The organism is Sphingomonas mangrovi (assembly GCF_047975845.1).
Taxonomy (GTDB): domain Bacteria; phylum Pseudomonadota; class Alphaproteobacteria; order Sphingomonadales; family Sphingomonadaceae; genus Sphingomonas.
In genome coordinates this window covers 87,133-107,883 of sequence record NZ_JBIUCZ010000001.1, presented here as the reverse complement: position 1 = coordinate 107,883, position 20,751 = coordinate 87,133, and the positions used below count along the sequence as shown (strand labels likewise).

The following is a 20,751-nucleotide window of genomic DNA, read 5'->3' as shown; positions in this document are numbered from 1 at the left end:
TCGGACTCCAGGGCAAGGCCAAGCCGCTTGACGGCGGGCGGGTAGCCGTCCGATACCGCTAACAAAGGGAGAGGCTCCATGAACGATTTCGACGCGTCGATCGCGCACGCGCTGCCGGCCGACTGGCGCAACGCCACCTTGCTAGGCCGCATCGACCGCGGCGAAGGCCCCTCCCCGATACTGGTTCGGCAGGGCACCGCCTACGACATGGCACGCGTCGCGCCGACGGTGTCGGAACTCGTCGCGCACGGCATCCCCGATGCGGCGAGCGGCGAGGTGCTGGGCGATCTGGAGACGCTCGGCCTGTCGGCCGCGGCCGACGCCAAGGTCCGCCTGCTCAGCCCGATCGACCTGCAATGCGTCAAGGCCGCGGGCGTGACCTTCGCGGTCTCGGCGCTCGAGCGCGTGATCGAGGAAGGCGCGCGCGGCGACCACGAACGCGCCGCCGAAGTCCGCGCGCGGCTCGAGGGCGCGCTCGGCGGCAATATCCGGTCGGTGGTGCCGGGCACGCCCGAGGCCGCCGCGCTCAAGGACGCGCTGATCGCCGACGGGCTCTGGTCGCAATATCTGGAGGTCGCGATCGGCCCGGATGCGGAGATCTTCACCAAGGCGCCGGTGCTCGCCACCGTCGGCTGGGGCGCGGAGGTCGGCGTCCGCTCCGATTCGACCTGGAACAATCCCGAGCCCGAAGTGGTGCTGCTCGCCGACGCGAACGGTCGCGCGGTCGGCGCGACGCTCGGCAACGACGTCAACCTGCGCGATTTCGAGGGTCGCTCGGCGCTGCTGCTCGGCAAGGCCAAGGACAACAACGCGTCCTGCTCGATCGGGCCGTTCGTGCGGCTGTTCGACGAGAACTTCGGCATGGACGACGTGCGCGCCGCCGAAGTGACGCTGCGCATCGAGGGGACCGACGGCTATGCGCTCGACGGCTACAGCACGATGCGCGAGATCAGCCGCGATCCCGAGACGCTGCTCGCCCAGGCGATGAGCGAGCACCAGTATCCGGACGGCTTCGTGCTGTTCCTGGGGACGCTGTTCGCACCGACGCAGGACCGCGATGCGCCGGGCCGCGGCTTCACCCACAAGGTCGGCGATCGCGTGACGATCGCGAGCGCGCGGCTGGGAACGCTGGTCAACACCGTCGTCACCTGCAAGGACGCCGCACCCTGGGAAACCGGGGTGGGCGCGCTGATGCGCAATCTTGCCGCGCGCGGCCTGCTCGCGGGCTGAGACGAGAAGAACTGGGAGAAGGAGGGGCATGTTGCAGCAGACGAGGACGGACGAACGACGGGCGGTCTACCCTAGCCTGAAGGACAAGAGGGTGATCGTCACCGGCGGCGGCTCGGGGATCGGCGAGGCGTTGACCGAAGCGTTCGTGGCGCAGGGTGCGCGCGTCGCCTTCGTCGATATCGTGCAGGAGGCGAGCGAGCAGCTGGTCGCCCGGCTGTCGGCCGGGGCGGCCCACGCGCCGCGCTTCTTCGCCTGCGATCTCACCGACCTCGACGCGCTGCGCGACTGCTTCGCCGACATCGAGGCGACGCTGGGCGGCGTCGACATCCTCGTCAACAACGCCGGCAACGACGATCGCCACACGATCGAGCAGGTCACGCCCGAATACTGGGACCAGCGGCTGGCGGTGAACCTGCGCCACCAGTTTTTCGCCGCGCAGGCGGTGGTGCCGGCGATGAAGCGCGCCGGCGGCGGCGCGGTCCTCAACTTCGGGTCGATCAGCTGGCACCTTGGGCTGCCCGAGCTGGTGCTCTACCAGACGTGCAAGGCCGCGATCGAAGGGCTGACCCGCAGCCTGGCGCGCGACCTGGGTCGCGACGGCATCCGCGTCAACACGATCGTGCCCGGCAACGTCCAGACGCCGCGCCAGGAGCGCTGGTACACGCCCGAGGGCGAGGCCGAGATCGTCGCCGGCCAATGCCTGGACGGGCGCATCCAGCCGTTCGATGTGGCGGCACTGGTGCTGTTCCTCGCATCGGACGACGCGCGGATGTGCACGGGCCACGACTATTTCATCGACGCCGGTTGGCGCTAGAAGCACACGACCAACGCGCCGGGAAGAGCGCGGACACGGGGAGACGGCAATGGAACGCACATCGGTAAACGGCGCCTTGATCGCGCTGGTCGTCGCGGTCGCGACGATCGGCGGGTTCATGTTCGGCTATGACTCGGGCGTCATCAACGGCACGCAGAAGGGACTTGAGGCGGCATTCGACCTCGGCCGGCTCGGCATCGGCATCAACGTCGGCGCCATCCTGGTCGGCTCGTCGATCGGCGCGTTCGGCGCGGGGCGGCTGTCGGACCTGATCGGCCGCCGCAGCACGATGATGGTCTCGGCGGTGCTGTTCCTGGTGAGCGCGCTGCTCGCCGGCGCGGCCGACAGCTCGGCGGTGTTCATCTTCGCCCGCATCCTGGGCGGCTTGGGCGTCGGCGCGGCGAGCGTCACCTCGCCGGTCTATATCTCCGAAGTGACGCCGGCGAACATCCGCGGGCGGCTGTCGAGCGTGCAGCAGGTGATGATCATCGCCGGCCTGACCGGCGCGTTCGTCGCCAACTTCCTGCTCGCGCGCTTCGCCGGCGGCTCCACGGCGGAGCTGTGGGGCGGCTATGCGGCATGGCGCTGGATGTTCTGGCTGCAGGTGGTGCCCGCCACGATCTATCTGCTCGCGCTGTTCTTCATCCCGGAAAGCCCGCGCTATCTGGTCGCCAAGGGGCGCGTCGACGAGGCGAGCAAGGTGCTCTCCCGCCTGCTCGGCCCGGCCGAGGCGAACCGCAAGGTCGCCGAGATCACGGCCTCGCTTTCGGCGGACCATCATCGCCCACGGCTGTCGGACCTGATCGACCGCGGCACCGGCCGCATCCGTCCGATCCTGTGGGTGGGAATCGGCCTGGCGGTGTTCCAGCAGCTCGTCGGCATCAACGTCGTCTTCTACTATGGCGCGACGCTGTGGGAGGCGGTGGGTTTCACCGAGGATTACGCGCTTCAGATCAACATCTTGTCGGGCGTGCTGTCGATCGGCGCATGCCTGCTCACCATCGCGGTGATCGATCGGATCGGGCGCAAGCCGCTGCTGCTGATCGGATCGGCCGGCATGACGGTGACGCTGGCCACGGTCGCCTGGGCGTTCTCCAGCGCCGTGCCGAACGCCGGCGGTGGCGTCACCCTCCCCGGCAACACCGGGCTGATCGCGCTGGTCGCCGCCAACCTCTACGTCGTGTTCTTCAACGTCAGCTGGGGCCCGGTGATGTGGGTGATGCTGGGCGAGATGTTCCCCAACCAGATTCGCGGCTCCGCGCTGGCGGTGTCGGGTTTCGCGCAGTGGATCGCCAATGCCGCGATCAGCGTCAGCTTCCCGACGCTGGCGGTGAAGCCCGGACTGGCGGTCACCTACGGTTTCTACACCGCGGCGGCACTCATCTCGTTCTTCTTCGTGCGCGCGATGGTGCACGAGACCCGCGGCCGCGAGCTGGAGGACATGCAGGGCTGAGGCAGCCCCGGCTTTAGCGCTCGACCCGCAGCGCGGCACGCGGCCGCCTGCGGGGCGAGGCGTCCGACTGGCGCCGGATGAGCGTATAGTCGAGCACCACGCGCTGGATCGGTTCGCGCGCGTCCGAGCGGCGCGCGCGGATCCGCTCGGCGAGCAGATCCACGGCGCGACGCGACATGTCGGCGATCGGCTGGTGGATGGTGGTGAGCTCGGGCCACACCGTCGTGGCGAGCGCGCTGTCGTCGAACCCGCACACGGTCAGGTCGCCGGGCACGTCGAACCCACGGCGATGCGCGACCGCCACGCTGGCGGCGGCCATGTCGTCGTTGCTGGCGAAGATCGCGGTCGGCGGCGGATCGAGGTCGAGCAACGCCTCGGCCGCATCGAGGCCGGAGCGATAGGTGAACAGCCCGTCCACCACCAGCGCCGGATCGTCGGCGATGCCGGCGTCGGCAAGCGCGGCGCGGAAGCCGGCGAGCCGCTGCTCGCTGGCGGTCTGGTTCGGGTTGCCGACGATGAAGCCGATGCGCGTGTGGCCGAGCGCGATCAGGTGGCGGGTCATTGCCTGCGCCGCGGCGCGGTCGTCGATGCTCACCGCGGTCGCGCCGTCGGCGGGTTTTCCGGTCGCGACCACCACCATCGGCACGCCGACCTGGGTGAGATAGTCGAGGATCGCACGGGAATCGCACAGCGGCGGCGGCAGGATGATGCCGTCGATTCCGCTGTCGATCAGCCGCTGCGCGACGCGACGCTCGTCGCCGTCGCCCTCGCACTTCTCCACCACCAACTGGATGTCGCCGCGCCCGGCCTGGTCGAGGCTGCCGACGAGGAACTCGCTCAGATAGGCGGCGCTCGGGTTGCTGTAGAGGAGCGCCATGCGCAGCTGCGCGGCGCCGGCCAGGCTGCGCGCGGCGCGGTTGGGCGCATAGTTCAGCCGCTCGATCGCCGCGAGCACCGTGTCGCGCGTCGTCTCGCGCACGCTGCCTTCCTTGTTGATGACCCGCGAGACGGTCATCGTCGAGACGCCGGCGAGCGCGGCCACGTCCGAGATCGTCGGCGCACCGCTCTGGCGGCCGCGGCGTACCCGCGGCTTCGTGATTGCTTCTCCCATCGTTCGATTGTGGCGCATTTGGGGGGGCGACGCCAACCCGGCGTTTGGTCGTGGCGCGATGCGACCTCGCGGCTATGATGCGGACGCCGTCCCGAGCCACGGAGACCTACGATGCGTGCATCCCGCCTGTTGCTGCCGACCCTGCTGGTGGCGGCCCTCCCGGCCTCGGCACAGGTCATGCTGCCGGGCGATCCGCACGCCGACGATCCGGGCGGGATCGTCGCCGACCCCTGCCCCACCCACCCGAAGGCCGCCGACGGATCGTCCCGTGACCTGACGAAGCTGCGGATGTTCACCCGCGATTTCGGCCAGCTCTGCCGCTACCGCGCAGAGAACGAGGCGGCGCGGGCGCAGCCGGTGCGGGTCGTGTTCCTGGGCGACTCGATCACCGACGGCTGGATCGGCGCCGATCCCGACCTCTTCACCGGCGGCGTGGTCGACCGCGGCATCGGCGGCCAGACGACGCCGCAGATGCTCGTCCGCTTCCGCCAAGACGTGGTCGCGCTGAACCCGAAGGCGGTGCACATCATGGCCGGGACCAACGACATCGCCGGCAATACCGGCGCATCGACGATGGCGACCGTGCAGGGCAACATCCAGAGCATGGCCGAACTGGCCCGCGCGCACGGTATCAAGGTGATCCTCGCGTCGATCCCGCCCGCCGCCGCCTTCCCCTGGAGCCCCGGCAAGGACCCGGCCCCGCAGATCGCCGAGATGAACGCCTGGCTCGCGCGCTATGCCGCCGCGGAGGGCTTCACCTATGTCGACTATCACCGCGTGCTCGCCACGCCGGACGGCGCGATGAAGCCGGGGCTCGCGCGCGACGGCGTGCATCCGACGCCCGCGGGCTATGCGGCGATGCGCCCGCTCGCGCTCGCGGCGATCCGCCGGACGCTCGGCCGCTAGCGCGAGCGGGCGCCGAGCAGCCGTTCGACCCGCGCGCCCTGTTCGGGGCAGACCAGTCCGCGGCTCGCCATCCAGTCGTCGGAAAAGCAGGTCGAGGCATAGCGCTCGCCCGGATCGCACAACAGCGTCACGATCGAACCGCGCTCGCCGCGCGCCGCCATCTCCTCGATCAGCGTCAGGCAGCCGAACAGGTTGGTGCCGGTCGACGGACCGCAGCGACGGCCGAGCACCGCCGACAGCAGCCGCGCGCCGCTGAAGCTCGCCGTGTCGGGCACCGCGATCATGCGGTCGATGACGTTGGGAACGAACGACGGCTCGACGCGCGGGCGGCCGATCCCTTCGACCAGCGTCATCGGCCCGTCCCACGCGGTGATCCCGCGATCGGCGAAATAGCGGTGGAACACCGATCCTTCCGGGTCGGCGACGCACAGCCGGGTGGCGTGGCCGCGGTAGCGCAGATAGCGGCCGATGGTGGCGGAGGTGCCGCCGGTGCCCGCGCCGCAGACGATCCAGCGCGGGATCGGATGATCCTCCATCGCCATCTGCGCGAAGATCGATTCGGCGATGTTGTTGTTGCCGCGCCAGTCGGTGGCACGCTCGGCATAGGTGAACTGGTCGAGATAATGCCCGCCAGTCTCTGCCGCGATGCGCTCGGCTTCGGCGTAGACGGTGCGCGGATCGTCCACCTTGTGGCAGCGCCCGCCGAGGTGTTCGATCGCGGCGATCTTCTCGGGCGAGGTCGAGCGCGGCAGCACCGCGACGAACGGCAGCCCCAGCAGCCGGGCGAAATAGGCTTCCGACACCGCGGTCGATCCCGAGGACGCCTCGACCACCGTGGTCCCGGCATCGATCCAGCCGTTGCACAGCGCGTGGAGGAACAGCGAGCGCGCCAGCCGGTGCTTGAGGCTGCCGGTCGGGTGGCTCGACTCGTCCTTGAGGTAGAGCCGCACGCCGCCGGCCGCAGCCGACAGCGGCACCTCGATCAGGTGGGTGTCGGCCGATCGCCGCTGCTCCGCCGTCAGCCGCGCGATCGCCTCGGTCACCCAGCCGCGGTCGGTGGGCCTCGGGGCGGGCGAGCGGGGTCCGCCTGCGTCGGCGGCGTTGCGAAGCACGGGAGCGTTCCTTTCGTGGCTGCGGCGGCCGGTTGGTCGCGCAACAAGTGCGGCAGGTCAATGCCGGGGCTCGGGCGAGCGGCTAGCTGCATCCGCGTGACTTGGCCCCCTCCCCTCTCTAGAGCGACCGCGTGACCGCGCTGCGCCGCCATCTCCTGGCCCATCGCCGACTGGCCGCCTGGCTGGTCGCGGCGGCGCTGTTGATGCGGATGCTGATCCCGACCGGCTACATGCTCGCCGCCACGCCCGGCGGCGGCGTCACCATCCAGCTCTGCTCGGGCTACGTCCCCGCGGCACCGATGGCGATGCATGCCGGCGACCACGGCGCGAGCCACGACGGCAACGACAAGCAGGGTCACGACTCCAAGGAAATCCCCTGCGCCTTCGCCGGCGTGGCGACGGCGGCCCTCGCGGCGACCGACGCGCTGCTGCTGGCGGCGGCGCTGTTCTTCATCCTGGCGGCGGCGTTCCGGCTGCCGATCCGCCTTCCCGCCGCCACGCCATCCTTCCTGCGCCCGCCGCTCAGGGGACCGCCCGCCACCGCCTGATCCCCCATCGAAAACTACGGCGCGCACCCGCCGCGCCAGGATCAGGATATCGACATGACCGTTTTCCATACCACCGCAGTCGCGGCGCTGGTCGCTGCCGGCTGTCCGGCCGCCGCGCAATCGATCGACCCCGCTCCGGCCGAGCCCGTGGCCGAACGTACCAACGACACCAGCCTCACTGTCGGCGAGATCGTCGTCACCGGCACCCGCATCCCGCGTTCCGCAGGAAGCGTGCTCAGCTCGATCGACGTGCTGGGCGGCGACCTCGCCCAGCGCCAGAGCGTCGACAACACCTGGGAGCTGTTCGCACGCCTGCCCGGGGTGACGCTCACCGACTTCAACCAGGGCAACACCTCCGGCCGCTTCTCGATCCGCGGCTTCAACGGCGAGGGCGAGATCAACGCCGTCAAGCTGCTGATCGACGGCATTCCCAGCAACGCCAACGACGGCGGCATGGTGTTCATCGATTCGGTGATGCCGCTCGACATCGCCGCGGTCGAACTGGTGCGCGGCACCACCGATCCGCGCTACGGCCTCAACAACATCGCCGGCAACGCCAACATCCTGACGCGGATCGGCGGCAGCTACCTCGACGCGCGGGCGCTCGGAGGCGCGTTCGGCACCTATGAGGGGCAGGTCTCGGCCGGGCTCGAGCGCGGCGGCTTCACCCAGAATTATTTCGTCGGCGTCCGCCATACCGATGGCTTCCGCGACCATGCCGACCTCACCCGCCGCAACCTCGCCGGCAAATGGTTCTACGACTTCGGCTCGACCCGCATCGGTGCGATCGCCCGCTATTCCAGCGCCCATGCGCAGGAGCCGGGCTATCTGACCGCCGCCGACATCGACGACCATCGATCGGCCTCCTACGCGATCTCCGAGACCGACGGCGGCAAGCGGCGGCTCGGCCAGTACAGCCTGCACCTCGACAGCGACCTCGCCGAGGGGCTGTCGCTGGGCGCGAGGGGCTATGTCACCACCCAGTTCGACGACCGCTACGTCCGCTATTCGGCGAAGGTGGCGCAGCAGCGCCGGCTCACCGAGGAGACCCAGTACGGCGCGCTGTTGGCGCTCCACTATCGTCCGGAGGTCGCCTTCCTCCACCAGCTGCGGATCGAGGCCGGCGGCGACGTCCAGATCCAGGACAACAAGAGCCGCCGCTGGCTGACCGATCGCCGCGTGCTGACCAGCCAGACGCGCGATCACGCCTTCGACCTCACCGTCTACGGCGGCTATGTCCAGGCGGTGATCGAGCCCACGCCGTGGCTCAAGATCACCCCGGCATGGCGGGTCGATCGGGTGTCGGGCGACTTCACCGACCGGCTGTCGGGCGCGTCCTATGAGGTCAACGACTATGGCACGATCAGCCAGCCCAAGCTCAGCGTGGCGGTGACGCCGACCGGCGGCCTGACCGCCTATGCCAACTATGGGCGCACCTTCCAGATCGGCGCCGGCGCGGGCGCGTACAAGGTGCCGCCGCGCACCAGCGACCTCGACCCGTCGATCAACACCGGCTGGGAAGCCGGCGTCAAATATGTCGAGGGCAACTGGTTCGAGGGTCGCGTCGCGCTGTGGCGGCAGACCGCGACGGGCGAGATCAAGCGCCGGCTCAACGATCCGAACGGCGATTTCGACAACCTCGGCCGCACCCGCCGCCAGGGGATCGACGTGGAGCTCAACCTGCGGCCGCTGCCCGGCGTCAACCTGTGGGGCGCCTATTCCTACCAGCACGCGCGGATCGCCACGCCCGATCCCGCGACGCCGGCGCAGGCGGGCAACCGGATCGACCATGTCCCGCAGACGCTGTTCTCGGGCGGGCTCGACGTCACGCCCGCCGAGCGCTGGCGGGTCTCGCTGTGGGGCAACGGCCAGTCTTCTTACGAACTCACCGCCAACAACGACCGCGGCCGCTTCGGCGACTATGTCGTGCTGACCGGCGAAGTGGCGTTCGCGCTTACCCCGCAGGTCGAGCTGTCGGCACAGGTCAAGAACCTGGCGAACGAGCGCTACGCCTATGTCTGGTGGGACGGCACCGAGACGCTCCACGCCCCGGCGGACCCGCGCGCGCTGTACGGCGCGGTGCGGCTGCGGTTCTGACGATGCCTCGGCTCATCCCCGTCCCGCCGCGTGGCGGGCTGTATCGCGCGGTGTGGCGCTGGCACTTCTATGCCGGGCTGCTGGTGCTTCCGTTCCTCGCCTGGCTGGCGATCACCGGCGGGCTGTACCTCTACAAGCCCGAACTGGAGCGGCTGATCTACCCCAGCCTCGTCGCCGTGGAGCCGACCGGCACGCCGCTCGCGCTGGAGGCGATCGTCGATCGTGTGCGGCAACAGACCGGCGACACCGTTGTCGAGGTCGACCGCCCCGCCCGCGCCGACCGAAGCTGGCGGCTGCTCGTCGCGCGGGCCGACCGCACGATGCGCACCGCCTGGGTCGATCCCTATCGCGGCACGCTGCTGGGCGTCACCCGCAAGGGCGGCGTCCTGCAGACGGTCCGCGACCTCCACAGCCTGATCCTCACCGGTCCGATCGGCAACGCGCTGATCGAGGCGGTGGCTGGCTGGGCCATCCTGCTGGTGGCGACCGGAGTCTATCTGTGGTGGCCGCGCGGCGGCAGCCCGGCGATCGGCGTGCGCGGCAAGCCTCGCGCGCGCCTGTTCTGGCGAGATCTTCACGCGTCAGTCGGGATCGTCGCCGGCGCGGTGGTGCTGTTCCTCGCGCTCACCGGCTTGCCGTGGACCGGCGTTTGGGGCAGCACCGTGCGCGGCGCGATCGCCAGCCACGGCCTCGGGCGTCCGGAACCGCCACAGGCGGCGGCGGTCGCCATGCCCGGACACGGCGACCACAGCGGCCACGACGTGGCCGAGACGCTGCCCTGGTCGCTGCAGGAGATGCCGATGCCGCACGGCAGCCGCGGCGACATCGGCCTCGACCGTGCCGCCGCACTCGCCGAGCGCCACGGCATGACCGCTCCGTGGGTGCTCAGCCTGCCCGCAGCCCCCGGCGAGCCGTATCTCTTCTCCAAGACGATCCGCAGTGCCGGGGACGGTCGCGCGCTGTATCTCGACGCGGGCAGCGGCGCAGTGCTGCAGGACGCCCGCTTTCCGCAGTTCGGCCCCGGCGCGCAGTGGGTCGAGTGGGGCATCGCCACGCACAAGGGCGAGCAATATGGCGAGCCGAACCGGCTGTTGATGTTGTTCGGCTGCATCGCGATCCTGCTGCTGTCGGGCAGTGCCGCGGTGATGTGGTGGAAACGCCGCCCGCCCGGCACCCTTGCCGCACCGCCCCGCCACTCGGACCGGCGCTCGGCACGGGTGCTGCTGGCGATGATGCTTGCCGGCGGGGTGCTCTTCCCCCTGACCGGACTCACCATGCTCGTCGCGCTGGCAGCAGAGCGGCTGGCGATCCTGGCGAGAAAGCAGCGTGCGTAACGCACGCGTCGCGACTCGCTCGCAGGAGTTTACAACCTCGCCCACCCCGCTATTGAGAACCACATTCAATAGCGGGGTGGGTTTTCATGGTGACGTGCAGCCGTCGGGAGCGGCTATCGATCGATCAGTGCCGGACCGGCGAGCATCACGTCCTCGGTCCGCGTCCATCCGCGGTTCGGCCGACCCACTCGTCCTGCGCCGCGCCAGACGATGGCCGCTCTGCGCATCGGGTTCTGATCGGATGACTGCCTCCCTCGCCAAGCCCCTCGCCGGCCGCACCCGGGTCCGGATCGACCTCACTGCCCGCGTCCTGACAGCGAGCCTCGGCAACTATGCCGTGACCTCCCTCTTCACCGCGCTGGTGGCGCGGCTGTGGCCGACGGGTCCGGCGGAGGCGAGCATGGCGGCGACCCTGCTGTCGTTCGTGCTGTTTCCCGTTCTGGCAATGACGGCGTTCGCGGTGCGGTCGCCGTGGCGGCTGTGGCTGTGGCTCGCGGGATGCGGGGCGGTGCTGGGCGGCGGATTGTGGCTGTCGCTGGCTTCGGGAGGGCGGCTGTGAAGGACGGATTCCGCCAGTGCATGGCGTGGCTGCACACCTGGACCGGGCTGCTGCTCGGATGGCTGCTGTTCGCGGTGTTCGCGACCGGGACCATCGCCTATTTCCAGGACGAGGTCACCCGCTGGATGCGCCCGGAGGTGACCGGCCATCCCACCACGCTTCAATCGGCCGAGGGCGCCACCCGCTGGCTGACCGAGCATGCCGGGGACGCGACGAGCTGGTACATCACCCTTCCCAGCACCCGCGGTGCCGAGACCAGCGTCTACTGGGTTCCAGGCGAGAAGGCGGAGGGTCCGCGCAAACGCGGCGGGCGCGGACGGCGCGGGCGTGGCGACACCTCGGCGGTGCTCGACGGCAACGGCCACAAGGTGGAGGCGCGCGACACCCGCGGCGGCTTCTTCCTCTACCGCTTCCATTTCGACCTGCACTACATGCCGGTCTACTGGGCACGCTATCTCGTCGGCCTCGCCGCGATGTTCATGCTCATCGCGATCCTGTCGGGCGTCGTCACCCACAAGAAGATCTTCGTCGACTTCTTCCTGCTTCGCTTCGGCAAGGGACAGCGCAGCTGGCTCGACGCGCATAACGTGACCGCGGTGACGGCGCTGCCGTTCCATCTGATGATCACCTACACCGGGCTGATCACCCTCGCGACGATGTACATGCCCTGGGGTATCGCCGCCAACTACGCGCAGCCGACCACCTATTTCCAGCAGCTGCGCGGCGAGGCACCGCCGGTCGAACGCTCCGGCGTCGCCGCACCGCTGGCGCCGATCGCGCCGATGATGGCGGAGGCGGAGCGCCGCTGGAACGGCGCGCACGTCGGCGTGGTGACCGTCGCCAACCCCGGCGACCGCACCGCCACGGTCACGCTGATCCGGGCGATGGGAAGCGGCATCGGCACGCGCGGCCCGTCGGTCACCTTCTCCGGCGCGACCGGCAGGCTCGTTTCCGCCAGTCCGCCCCAGGGCGGCGCGGCCGCGACCGAGAGCGTGATGGTCGGGCTCCACGCCGGCCGCTTCGCCGAGATCGGGTTGCGCTGGTTCTACTTCCTGTCGGGTGCCGGCGGCACGATCATGGTCGCGAGCGGGTTGGTGCTGTGGACCGTCAAACGCCGCGCCAAGCTGCCCGATCCGGCGCGCCCGCATCTCGGCTTCCGGCTGGTCGAGCGGCTCAACATCGCTACGATCGCCGGGCTGATGGCCGGGATCGCCGCCTATTTCCTAGCCAACCGGCTGCTGCCGCTGCAGATGGCCGAGCGCGCGGAGTGGGAAATCCACGCCATGTTCCTGGTGTGGGGCGGATCGCTGCTGTGGGCGGTCGCCCGCCCGGTGCGGCGCGCCTGGGTCGAGATGCTGTCGCTGGGCGCGGCGCTGTATGCGGCGATCCCGCTGGTCAATGCGCTCACCACCCCGCGCAATCCGATCGCCAGCATCGCTGCGGGCGACTGGCTGTTCGTCGCCTTCGATCTGGTCATGCTGGCGACCGCGGCGGCGCTGGGTTGGAGCGCCCGCAAGGTCCACCGGTACGCGCCCAAGGTGCGGGTGCAGCGTGCCCCCCGTGCAAAGGAGCTCGCGCTCGCATGATCCACCTTTTGCTGCTCCTCGCCGCGCTGCTGGGCTTCGGCGCGCTGCTCTACGGGCTGCCGCGCCACCAGGGGCCGCTGCTCCACCGCACGCTGCCCATGGCGACCAACCGGCGGCTCCGCGTCGCGGGATGGATCGCGCTCGCCGTCGGCTACGGCGTCGCCATCCTCGCCTTCGGCTGGGGCTATGGCAGCGTCGTATGGCTCGGCGCCTGCACGCTGGCCGCCATAGCGGTCGTGCTGCACCTCGCCTTCCGATCGCAGGCGCGCCGCCACGTCCGCTGATGGCGGTGCGTGCGGCGAGCACGCGAGCGGATCGACGGCCGGCGGACACCGTCACCGCACCGTCACCGGAGTGCAAAGCGGCTGTAGCCTGTCGCGCCTAAAGCTCGCTGCGGCCCCGATGGGAGTTCGCAGCATGAAGCGCACCGCACTCGTCCCCGTCCTCAAACGCCTGCCCGACTGGATCGCCGATCCGGAGTCCTACGCGCCGGACACGCCGCGCCGCGCCTTTCGCACCGTCTTCGTGTCCGACGTCCACCTCGGCACGCCGGGGAGCAGCGCGCGGGCCCTGGTCGACTTCCTGCACGGCATCGAATGCGAGACGCTCTATCTGGTCGGCGACATCGTCGACGGCTGGCAGATCCGCAAGGGCTGGTACTGGCCCGCCAGCCACAACGACGTGGTGCGCACTATCCTGAAGTTCGCCCGCCGTAGCACGCGCGTGGTCTACCTTCCCGGCAACCACGACGAGGCGTTCCGCGAGTACATCGGGCTGGAGTTCGGCGGGGTCGAGCTGCTCGACGAGGATATTCACACCACCGCGGACGGCCGCCGGCTGCTGGTGCTGCACGGCGACCAGTTCGACGGCGTGGTGCTCTACGCGCGCTGGCTCGCCTTCCTGGGCGACCATGCCTACACACTGCTGCTCAAGGCGAACCGGCTGTGGAACGCAGGCCGGCGGCGGATGGGGCTGCCCTATTGGTCGCTGTCCGCCTACGCCAAGCACCGCGTCAAGAATGCGGTGAGCTTCATCTCGCGCTTCGAGGAGACGGTCGCGCACGCCGCGGCCGAGCGCGGGGTCGACGGCGTCGTCTGCGGCCATATCCACACCGCCGAGATCCGCCGCATCGGCGACGTCACCTACTACAACGACGGCGACTGGGTGGAGAGCTGCACCGCGCTGGTCGAGCATGCTGACGGGCGGATGGCGCTGATCGACTGGCATCGCGACGGTGCCGACATGGGCGCACGTTCTGCCGCGGCGGTGACGGCGGCATGAGGATCGCGATCGTCTCCGACGCCTGGGCGCCGCAGGTCAACGGCGTCGTCCGCACGCTTGCCGCGACCGTCGACGAATTGCGAAGCCGGGGGCACTTGGTCGAGATGGTCACGCCCGACGGGTTCGTCACCTGGGCGTGCCCCGGCTATCGCGAAATCCGCCTCGCCTTCGGTCAGTCGCTGGCGGTCGGGCACCGGCTCGACCGTCTCCGGCCGCAGGCGGTGCACATCGCAACCGAGGGGCCGCTCGGCTGGGCGGCGCGACGCTGGTGCCTCGACCGGGCGCAGCGCTTCACCACGTCGTTCCACACCAACTTTCCCGACTACCTCGCGCTGCGCACCGGCCTGCCCGCGCGCTGCTTCTGGCCGGCGATCCGGCGCTTCCACCGGCCGGCAAGCGCGGTGCTGGCGGCGACCGCCTCGGTCGCGGACAAGCTCGCCCGGCACGGCATCCTCCACAGCCGCCCCTGGTCGCGCGGGGTGGACGGCGCGGTGTTCCGGCCGGACGGGCCGCGGCTGGCGATCGACGGCGAAGGCCCGGTGCTGCTCCACGTCGGCCGCATCGCGGTGGAGAAGAACCTGGAGGCGTTCCTCGCACTCGACGTTCCGGGCACGAAGCTCGTGGTCGGCGACGGCCCGGCGCGGGCGATGCTGGCGCAGCGCTACCCGCAGGCGCGCTTCCTCGGCACGCTGCATGGCGCGGCGCTTGCCGCAGCCTATCGCGCCGCCGACGTGCTGGTCTTCCCCAGCCGCACCGATACCTTCGGGCTGGTGATGATCGAGGCGCTCGCCTGCGGGACGCCGGTGGCCGGCTACCCGGTCGAGGGACCGGCCGACGTGCTCGGCCGGGCGGGTACCGGCATGGGCGGCATACGGATCGGCGCCGTCGACGTCGACCTCGCGCGCGCCGTCACCGCGGCACGCACCGCCGATCGCGCGGCGTGCGCGGCCGAAGGGGCGCGCTACGACTGGTCGGCATGTACCGATCAGTTCCTCGCGCATCTGGCGGCGGAGGGGCCGGCGCTCGCCAGTTGACGCCATTGATCCGATAAATGACTTGTCGTCGGCGGCGCCTTCGACCAGTTCTGGTTGAGAGAACCAACCGGATCGAGGAATGAGGATGCACCTTGGAGGAAAGGCCGCGCTTGCGGCGGCGCTGCTGCTCGCGAGCGGCGCGGGCGCGGGCGCGGCGCAGGAAGTGCGTTCGGTGTTCGCGGGGGCGGACCCCTCGGCGCTGTTCGCGGACGGAAAGATGTGGATCTACCCGACCGGCGGCGACGGGCTGCAGGCTTGGTCGTCCGCCGACCGGCGCCGCTGGACCAAGCACCCGCTGCTGCGACTGAGCGACATCCGCTGGGCGAAGGACGATGGTGCGCCGGTGCACTTCCTCTGGGCGCCCGACATGGTGGTCGATCAGGGCCGCTATTATTTCTACTATTCGATCGGTCCGCAGAACCCCACGCCGAGCCGATTGGGCGTGGCCGTGTGCAGCGGCCCGGCCGGCCCCTGCACCGACAGCGGCAAGCCGCTGCTCACCGGCGGCGATGGCTTCGAGGCGATCGACCCGGCGGTGTTCGTCGATCCTGCGTCCGGCCGCCGGCTGCTCTACGCGGGCGGCAGCGCCGGCGCCAAGCTGCGCGTGTTCGAACTCGCCCCCGACATGGTGACGATCGCGCGGGAGATCCCCGTCGATCAGCCGCCGCAGTTCACCGAAGGCGCGTTCCTGCACGAGCGCGACGGCACCTATTACCTGTCGTACAGTCACGGCCGCTGGAACCGCGCCGACTATTCGGTGCACTATGCGACCGCGCCGTCACCCACCGGCCCGTGGACCTATCGTGGAGTGATCCTGCAGGCCGACGCCAAGTACAAGGGGCCCGGGCACCACAGCTTCGTGCGCGACCCCGAGTCCGGCGAATGGCTGATCGTCTACCATCGCTGGGAAGGGCAGACCGGCGACGGCCCCTATCGCGGCGAACGCCAGGTCGCGATCCAGCCGATCCGCTACGACGCGGCCGGGCTGATCGAGCCGGTGCGGATGACGGAGTGAGGCGGGTGCCGAACCGCAGGAGTGAAGGCATGGGGCGTGGCTGGACGCACGTCCCTCAGCCCGACCACTCAGCAGAGTCCAGCCACGTGGGAAGGCAGACGTGGTGGCGCGACATGCTTTGGCATGATTGTGCGTTGCGGCCGCCGGCGAGTGGAGCGACAAGAAGGGCCTGAGTGCCTGAGTCTGGCGTAGGTGCTCGGCATTGGCTTGAGCGACGCCGCCTAGCGTAGTCTCGGCGTGACACGTCACCGGAAGCGTCACCACCGCCGCCTGCCTCACTCCGTCATGCCAGCGGAGGCTGGCATCTCGCTCCGGTTCGCGCCCCGCCCGCGTAACCCGAATGGATCCTGACTTCCGTCAGGATGACGGTGAGAAAGGAGGGTCGGCAGCATCCTGGAGGATGCTGCGCAAACCGGGCGAGAATCGGCAGCCGTGTCACCGAAGCGATGAACCCCTGCTACCGGCGGCAGCGGCTCCCGGCGGCAGCCATCCTGATCCCCGACGGGCGCCGCTCACCATCGGCTACGCTCGGCGCGCACCTCTCTCCGCCGGATCGGAAAAGGGCCCGCCGACACCAGCCGGCGAGCCCCTTTTTCTACATGATCGCGCGATCAGAGATCGTCGTCGCCGTCCTCCGCGTCCGGACCGGTCATCATCTCCTCGGCGACTTTTTCGGTGCGCGCGCGGATCGCCCGTTCGAGCCGCTCGCGCAGTTCGTCGTTTTCCTTGAGGAAGGTCTTGGCGTTCTCACGGCCCTGGCCGATGCGGACCGAGTCGTAGCTGAACCAGGCGCCGGCCTTCTCCACCAGCCCCGCCTTCACGCCCAGGTCGAGGATCTCGCCGATCTTGGAGATGCCCTCGCCGTACATGATGTCGAACTCGACCTGCTTGAACGGCGGCGCGACCTTGTTCTTGACCACCTTCACGCGGGTCGCGTTGCCGATGATGTCGTCGCGGTCCTTGATCTGGCCGGTGCGGCGGATGTCGAGGCGGACCGACGCGTAGAACTTGAGCGCATTGCCGCCCGTCGTCGTCTCCGGGTTGCCGTACATCACGCCGATCTTCATGCGCAGCTGGTTGATGAAGATCACCATGCAGCGCGAGCGGCTGATCGAGCCGGTGAGCTTGCGCAAGCTCTGCGACATCAGGCGGGCCTGAAGGCCGACGTGGCTGTCGCCCATCTCGCCCTCGATCTCGGCCCGCGGAACCAGCGCCGCGACCGAGTCGACGACCAGCACGTCGATCGCGTTGGATCGCACCAGCGTGTCGGTGATCTCCAGCGCCTGCTCGCCGGTGTCCGGCTGCGACACGATCAGCTCGTCGATGTTGACGCCCAGCTTCTTGGCGTAGACCGGGTCGAGCGCATGCTCCGCATCGACGAACGCGGCGGTGCCGCCGTTCTTCTGCGCCTCGGCAATGACGTGGAGCGCGAGCGTGGTCTTGCCCGAGCTCTCCGGACCATAAACCTCGATCACGCGACCGCGCGGCAGGCCGCCGACGCCCAGCGCGATGTCGAGGCCGAGCGATCCGGTCGAGATCGCCTCGACCTGCATCGCTTCCTTCTGGCCCAGCTTCATCGCCGAGCCCTTGCCGAACGCGCGGTCGATCTGGGCGAGCGCTGCGTCGAGCGCCTTCTGCCGATCGCCTGCCGCCTTGTCGTTGGTCGCTGCCATCTTGCTGTCGATCACCTTGAGGTTTGCCGCCATTCGTGGCCTCCATCGCTAGAGCAACCGCGCGAGCCGTTCAACGCGTTCCTCGCCATGTATCCCATCTGTTCCTGGAGAACAAGTGGCGAACGTAGAGGCGCGAGACGTGCGTCTTCCTGCCCACAAACGGGCCGCAGCCGAGGCGATCGACGGTGTCGTCCGGCTCAGCCGAGCTCGGCGAGCGCCTTTTCCACGCCGTCCATCGTAAACGGCTTGGGCAGCACGGGGCGGTCGCGATGCTCTGGCGCCACGGCGTCGCCCGAGCCGCCGGTCGCGAGCACGAACGGAATCCCGGCCGCGCTCAGCGCGTCGGCGACGGGCCAGCTCTTCTCGCCCCCGCGTAGGTTGACGTCGAGGATCGCGGCGTCGATGCCGCCCTGCTCGATCCGCGCCAGCGCGTCCGCGACGCTGTCGGCGGTGCCGGCAACGGTCTTGCCGAGGATGTCGAGAAAATCCTCGAGCATCATCGCGATCAGGGGTTCGTCCTCGACCAGGAGGATATGCTGAGGCGCTGTCATGTGCGCGCGTCTAAGCAGAAGCGCGCGGCGAGGCCAAGCATCATTTCGTTGCCAAAACGTCGCGAGCGGCCTCGCCAAGCTGCTGGACCGAAAAGGGTTTGGGCAGAAAGGCAACGTTCCCCAGGTCGATCGAGCGGCGCAGCTGCTCCTCGGCATAGCCCGACATGAAGAGGATCGGCAGGTCCGGATAGATCTGCCGCACTTGGCGGGCCATTGTCGGTCCATCCATCGCCGGCATCACCACGTCCGACACCAGCAGGTCGATCTGGGGGCGATCGGCGATGAGCTCCAACGCCGCCTCGCCATGCTCGGCGGTCAGCACCTTGTACCCCTGTCGCGTCAAGGCGCGCTCGGCGACCGACCGCACCATGTCCTCGTCCTCGACCAGCAGGATCGTGCCGGTACCCCAGATGTCGCTCGGCCGCTCGCGGCGTGGTGGAGCCGGGGGCATCGGTGCGGCGAGCACGGGCGCGGCATGCACCGGCAGATAGAGGGTAAAGGCCGTCCCCTGCCCCACTACCGAGTCGGCGAAGATGTAGCCGCCCGACTGCTTGATGATGCCGTAGACGGTCGACAGCCCCAGCCCGGTGCCCTTGCCCACCTCCTTGGTGGTGAAGAAGGGCTCGAAGATCTTGGGCAGGATCTCGGGCGTGATGCCGGTGCCGTTGTCGGTCATCCGCACCGCGGTATAGTCGCCGACGGGCAGCACCTCGTTGTCCATCGCCCGCACCTCGGCGGCGCCGATCGCCAGCGTCTCGATCACCAGCCGTCCACGCCCGTTCGGATGCTTCTCAACCATCGCATCGCGCGCGTTGACCGCCAGGTTGACGACGACCTGCTCCAGCTGCCCCGGGTCGGCGCGCACGGGACCCAGATTGCGGCCGTGCTGCACCACCAGTTCGACGGTTTCGCCGAGCAACCGCTTCAAGAGGTTCGACACTTCGGAGATGACGTCGGGCAACTGCAGCACCTGCGGGCGCAGCGTCTGCTGGCGCGAGAAGGCGAGCAGCTGGCGTGTCAGGCTGGCGGCGCGATTGGAGTTCGCGCGGATCTGCTGGATGTCGTCATAGTCGCTGTCGCCGGGCGTGTGGCGCATCAGCATCAGGTCGCAATGGCCGATGATCGCGGTCAGGATGTTGTTGAAATCGTGCGCGACGCCGCCGGCGAGCTGGCCGACCGCCTGCATCTTCGTCGCCTGCGCCACCTGCCGCTTGAGGCGCGACTCCTCGCCGGTGTCCTTCAGCGTCAGCAGCACCGCGGCATCACCCAGCCCGCGCCCGCCGCCGATCGTCAGCGCGATCGGCTCGTCCGGATGGCTGAGCAACCGCACCGCCATGTCGGAGGCGTGCTGCGCGCCGCCGGCGAAGCGGCGGATCGCGTCGGCGAGCGCGCCCTTGTCCTCGCGCACCACCAGGTCGCCCGGGTAGAGCGGCGGCGTCGCGGTGTTGACGCCGGTCGCGCGGGCGAAGGCGTGGTTCATGTGGAGAAAGCGGCCGTCGCGGTCGACCAGCGCCATGCCGACCGGCAGCAGCGACACGAGCGAGCGGACATGGCCCGCGGCACCGCCGGCGATCGGCGGCGCGGTCTCGGCGGTTTCCTCGTCGAGCAGCACGACCAGCATCGGCGCGCCCTCGTCGGGCAGGAACGGCACCTGGAGCAGCCGCAGCGGGGTCCCCGCGGCACCTTCGCGCTCGAAGCGGATGCGCCCCTCGCCATCGGTCGTGAGGAAGCGCGCGAAGTCGCGACCGGCGATCGGTCCCTCGTCCTGCCCCATCGCACGGGTGCGCAGCACGCGATTGGCCGCGCGGATGCGGCCGTCGGAGCCGAGTAGCGCGGCCATGATCCCGGCGCTTCCCAGCCGGTCGCCCTGCGGACCGGCCAGCCATTGCTCGGCTTCGATCGAGGCGGCGGTGCGGCCGCCGCCGAAGAAGCGCCACACCAGCGTGCCGTCGCCGATCCGCTCGATCGCGACCTGCACGGCGGTTCCGTCGCGGCGAACCCAGGTGCTGGCCCGGCCGTCGCGCCACGCCGTCCGCCCCGCGGCGGCGAGCTGGCTCGCGCCCTCGTCCTCGATCGGCAGCGCAGGCGGCGTCGGGAAGCCGCCGAAGCGTTCGGCATAGCGGCTGTTGGCGCAGACCAGCTGCCCCCCGCGATCGGTGACCGCCAGCGCCTCCTCGCTCGCCTCGGCCAGCGCGTGGGCGAGCGCCCAGTCGGCGGGCGGCGCCTCGGCGGGCGGCGGCGCGGTGAAGCGCGACCAGGCGAACAGCACCGCCGGCGCCAGCAGCGCCGCCGCCAGGAAGCCGGCCGCGACCACGGGCTCGCCGACCATGCGCAGGACGAGCAGCGCCGCCACGAGGCCGACGCCGAGCGAGACGAGGAACGGGAGACGGTCGACCGGGGGGCGGCCGTCGGTGGCGGAGGAAACGCGTGCCATCGCCGCGTGTTGG

General features: G+C 70.1%; 18 protein-coding genes. 13 read left to right on the top strand and 5 right to left on the bottom strand.

Annotation, left to right across the window (positions count from 1 at the left end; translation table 11 throughout):
• The first annotated feature begins 78 nt into the window (after nucleotides 1–78).
• Genes ACBY01_RS00515 through ACBY01_RS00505 form a run of 3 tightly spaced genes read left to right on the top strand, consistent with a single transcriptional unit; the run spans nucleotide 79 to nucleotide 3,497 of the window.
• Nucleotides 79–1,230 (top strand): fumarylacetoacetate hydrolase family protein, encoded by a 1,152-nt coding sequence (locus ACBY01_RS00515; RefSeq protein WP_416458785.1) that lies wholly within the window; start codon nucleotides 79–81, stop codon nucleotides 1,228–1,230.
• A 28-nt stretch (nucleotides 1,231–1,258) separates the two neighbouring features.
• Nucleotides 1,259–2,044 carry a D-xylose 1-dehydrogenase gene (gene xylB, locus ACBY01_RS00510; RefSeq protein WP_416458784.1) on the top strand — a complete coding sequence of 262 codons (786 nt, stop codon included), beginning with the start codon at nucleotides 1,259–1,261 and terminating at the stop codon, nucleotides 2,042–2,044.
• 49 nt (nucleotides 2,045–2,093) lie between these two features.
• Nucleotides 2,094–3,497 (top strand): sugar porter family MFS transporter, encoded by a 1,404-nt coding sequence (locus ACBY01_RS00505; protein ID WP_416458783.1) that lies wholly within the window; start codon nucleotides 2,094–2,096, stop codon nucleotides 3,495–3,497.
• A 13-nt stretch (nucleotides 3,498–3,510) separates the two neighbouring features.
• Here ACBY01_RS00505 and ACBY01_RS00500 read toward each other — a convergent pair whose 3' ends face one another.
• The gene (locus tag ACBY01_RS00500) at nucleotides 3,511–4,608 is read right to left on the bottom strand and encodes a LacI family DNA-binding transcriptional regulator (RefSeq protein WP_416458782.1); all 1,098 of its coding nucleotides are present in this window, start codon (nucleotides 4,606–4,608) and stop codon (nucleotides 3,511–3,513) included.
• 111 nt (nucleotides 4,609–4,719) lie between these two features.
• Here ACBY01_RS00500 and ACBY01_RS00495 point away from each other — a divergent pair, with 111 nt between their 5' ends.
• Complete coding sequence (locus ACBY01_RS00495; protein WP_416458781.1) at nucleotides 4,720–5,514, top strand: SGNH/GDSL hydrolase family protein; 795 nt, start codon at nucleotides 4,720–4,722, stop codon at nucleotides 5,512–5,514.
• Here the strand turns inward: ACBY01_RS00495 and ACBY01_RS00490 are convergent.
• Nucleotides 5,511–6,626 carry a PLP-dependent cysteine synthase family protein gene (locus ACBY01_RS00490; protein ID WP_416458780.1) on the bottom strand — a complete coding sequence of 372 codons (1,116 nt, stop codon included), beginning with the start codon at nucleotides 6,624–6,626 and terminating at the stop codon, nucleotides 5,511–5,513. The genes ACBY01_RS00495 and ACBY01_RS00490 overlap by 4 nt on opposite strands.
• Nucleotides 6,627–6,757: 131 nt before the next feature.
• Between ACBY01_RS00490 and ACBY01_RS00485 the strand changes: the two genes are divergently transcribed.
• The 9 genes from ACBY01_RS00485 (at nucleotide 6,758) to ACBY01_RS00445 (ending at nucleotide 16,080) form a co-directional block, all read left to right on the top strand.
• Nucleotides 6,758–7,174, top strand: coding sequence for a DUF2946 family protein (locus ACBY01_RS00485; protein WP_416458779.1), 417 nt, complete (start codon nucleotides 6,758–6,760; stop codon nucleotides 7,172–7,174).
• 54 nt (nucleotides 7,175–7,228) lie between these two features.
• On the top strand, nucleotides 7,229–9,271 hold the full coding sequence (locus ACBY01_RS00480; RefSeq protein WP_416458778.1) for a TonB-dependent receptor: 2,043 nt from the start codon (nucleotides 7,229–7,231) through the stop codon (nucleotides 9,269–9,271).
• Nucleotides 9,272–9,273: 2 nt separating this feature from the next.
• On the top strand, nucleotides 9,274–10,605 hold the full coding sequence (locus tag ACBY01_RS00475) for a PepSY-associated TM helix domain-containing protein (protein WP_416458777.1): 1,332 nt from the start codon (nucleotides 9,274–9,276) through the stop codon (nucleotides 10,603–10,605).
• Between the two features lie 241 nt (nucleotides 10,606–10,846).
• Entirely contained in the window at nucleotides 10,847–11,164 is a 318-nt protein-coding gene (locus ACBY01_RS00470) for a hypothetical protein (protein WP_416458776.1), read from the top strand.
• Nucleotides 11,161–12,750, top strand: coding sequence for a PepSY-associated TM helix domain-containing protein (locus ACBY01_RS00465; protein ID WP_416458775.1), 1,590 nt, complete (start codon nucleotides 11,161–11,163; stop codon nucleotides 12,748–12,750). Before ACBY01_RS00470 ends, ACBY01_RS00465 begins: the two co-directional genes overlap by 4 nt.
• The gene (locus ACBY01_RS00460; RefSeq protein WP_416458774.1) at nucleotides 12,747–13,034 is read left to right on the top strand and encodes a DUF3325 domain-containing protein; all 288 of its coding nucleotides are present in this window, start codon (nucleotides 12,747–12,749) and stop codon (nucleotides 13,032–13,034) included. Before ACBY01_RS00465 ends, ACBY01_RS00460 begins: the two co-directional genes overlap by 4 nt.
• Nucleotides 13,035–13,167: 133 nt before the next feature.
• The gene (locus ACBY01_RS00455) at nucleotides 13,168–14,031 is read left to right on the top strand and encodes a UDP-2,3-diacylglucosamine diphosphatase (RefSeq protein ID WP_416458773.1); all 864 of its coding nucleotides are present in this window, start codon (nucleotides 13,168–13,170) and stop codon (nucleotides 14,029–14,031) included.
• Complete coding sequence (locus tag ACBY01_RS00450) at nucleotides 14,028–15,065, top strand: glycosyltransferase family 4 protein (protein WP_416458772.1); 1,038 nt, start codon at nucleotides 14,028–14,030, stop codon at nucleotides 15,063–15,065. The genes ACBY01_RS00455 and ACBY01_RS00450 overlap by 4 nt, the downstream gene beginning before the upstream one ends.
• A gap of 85 nt (nucleotides 15,066–15,150) precedes the next feature.
• Nucleotides 15,151–16,080: a family 43 glycosylhydrolase gene (locus ACBY01_RS00445; protein WP_416458771.1), complete on the top strand. Its 930-nt coding sequence runs from the start codon at nucleotides 15,151–15,153 to the stop codon at nucleotides 16,078–16,080.
• Between the two features lie 611 nt (nucleotides 16,081–16,691).
• Here the strand turns inward: ACBY01_RS00445 and recA are convergent.
• The 3 genes from recA to ACBY01_RS00430 all read right to left on the bottom strand — a co-directional run bounded on the left by recA (nucleotide 16,692) and on the right by ACBY01_RS00430 (nucleotide 20,738).
• Nucleotides 16,692–17,786 carry a recombinase RecA gene (gene recA, locus ACBY01_RS00440; RefSeq protein WP_416458770.1) on the bottom strand — a complete coding sequence of 365 codons (1,095 nt, stop codon included), beginning with the start codon at nucleotides 17,784–17,786 and terminating at the stop codon, nucleotides 16,692–16,694.
• Between the two features lie 164 nt (nucleotides 17,787–17,950).
• Nucleotides 17,951–18,304: a response regulator gene (locus tag ACBY01_RS00435; RefSeq protein ID WP_416458769.1), complete on the bottom strand. Its 354-nt coding sequence runs from the start codon at nucleotides 18,302–18,304 to the stop codon at nucleotides 17,951–17,953.
• Between the two features lie 40 nt (nucleotides 18,305–18,344).
• A complete protein-coding gene (locus ACBY01_RS00430) occupies nucleotides 18,345–20,738 on the bottom strand; it encodes a hybrid sensor histidine kinase/response regulator (RefSeq protein ID WP_416458768.1) in 2,394 nt (797 codons plus the stop codon).
• Between the last annotated feature and the right edge of the window lie 13 nt (nucleotides 20,739–20,751).

Excerpts from the sequence above, each read along its gene's own strand:
- ACBY01_RS00495 (WP_416458781.1), top strand. The coding sequence starts at position 4,720 with ATGCGTGCATCCCGCCTGTTGCTGCCGACCCTGCTGGTGGCGGCCCTC.
- ACBY01_RS00430 (WP_416458768.1), bottom strand. The coding sequence starts at position 20,738 with ATGGCACGCGTTTCCTCCGCCACCGACGGCCGCCCCCCGGTCGACCGT.
- ACBY01_RS00515 (WP_416458785.1), top strand. The coding sequence starts at position 79 with ATGAACGATTTCGACGCGTCGATCGCGCACGCGCTGCCGGCCGACTGG.
- ACBY01_RS00435 (WP_416458769.1), bottom strand. The coding sequence starts at position 18,304 with ATGACAGCGCCTCAGCATATCCTCCTGGTCGAGGACGAACCCCTGATC.
- ACBY01_RS00450 (WP_416458772.1), top strand. The coding sequence starts at position 14,028 with ATGAGGATCGCGATCGTCTCCGACGCCTGGGCGCCGCAGGTCAACGGC.
- ACBY01_RS00455 (WP_416458773.1), top strand. The coding sequence starts at position 13,168 with ATGAAGCGCACCGCACTCGTCCCCGTCCTCAAACGCCTGCCCGACTGG.
- ACBY01_RS00475 (WP_416458777.1), top strand. The coding sequence starts at position 9,274 with ATGCCTCGGCTCATCCCCGTCCCGCCGCGTGGCGGGCTGTATCGCGCG.
- ACBY01_RS00505 (WP_416458783.1), top strand. The coding sequence starts at position 2,094 with ATGGAACGCACATCGGTAAACGGCGCCTTGATCGCGCTGGTCGTCGCG.
- ACBY01_RS00480 (WP_416458778.1), top strand. The coding sequence starts at position 7,229 with ATGACCGTTTTCCATACCACCGCAGTCGCGGCGCTGGTCGCTGCCGGC.
- ACBY01_RS00445 (WP_416458771.1), top strand. The coding sequence starts at position 15,151 with ATGCACCTTGGAGGAAAGGCCGCGCTTGCGGCGGCGCTGCTGCTCGCG.
- recA (WP_416458770.1), bottom strand. The coding sequence starts at position 17,786 with ATGGCGGCAAACCTCAAGGTGATCGACAGCAAGATGGCAGCGACCAAC.
- ACBY01_RS00460 (WP_416458774.1), top strand. The coding sequence starts at position 12,747 with ATGATCCACCTTTTGCTGCTCCTCGCCGCGCTGCTGGGCTTCGGCGCG.
- ACBY01_RS00470 (WP_416458776.1), top strand. The coding sequence starts at position 10,847 with ATGACTGCCTCCCTCGCCAAGCCCCTCGCCGGCCGCACCCGGGTCCGG.
- ACBY01_RS00500 (WP_416458782.1), bottom strand. The coding sequence starts at position 4,608 with ATGGGAGAAGCAATCACGAAGCCGCGGGTACGCCGCGGCCGCCAGAGC.
- xylB (WP_416458784.1), top strand. The coding sequence starts at position 1,259 with ATGTTGCAGCAGACGAGGACGGACGAACGACGGGCGGTCTACCCTAGC.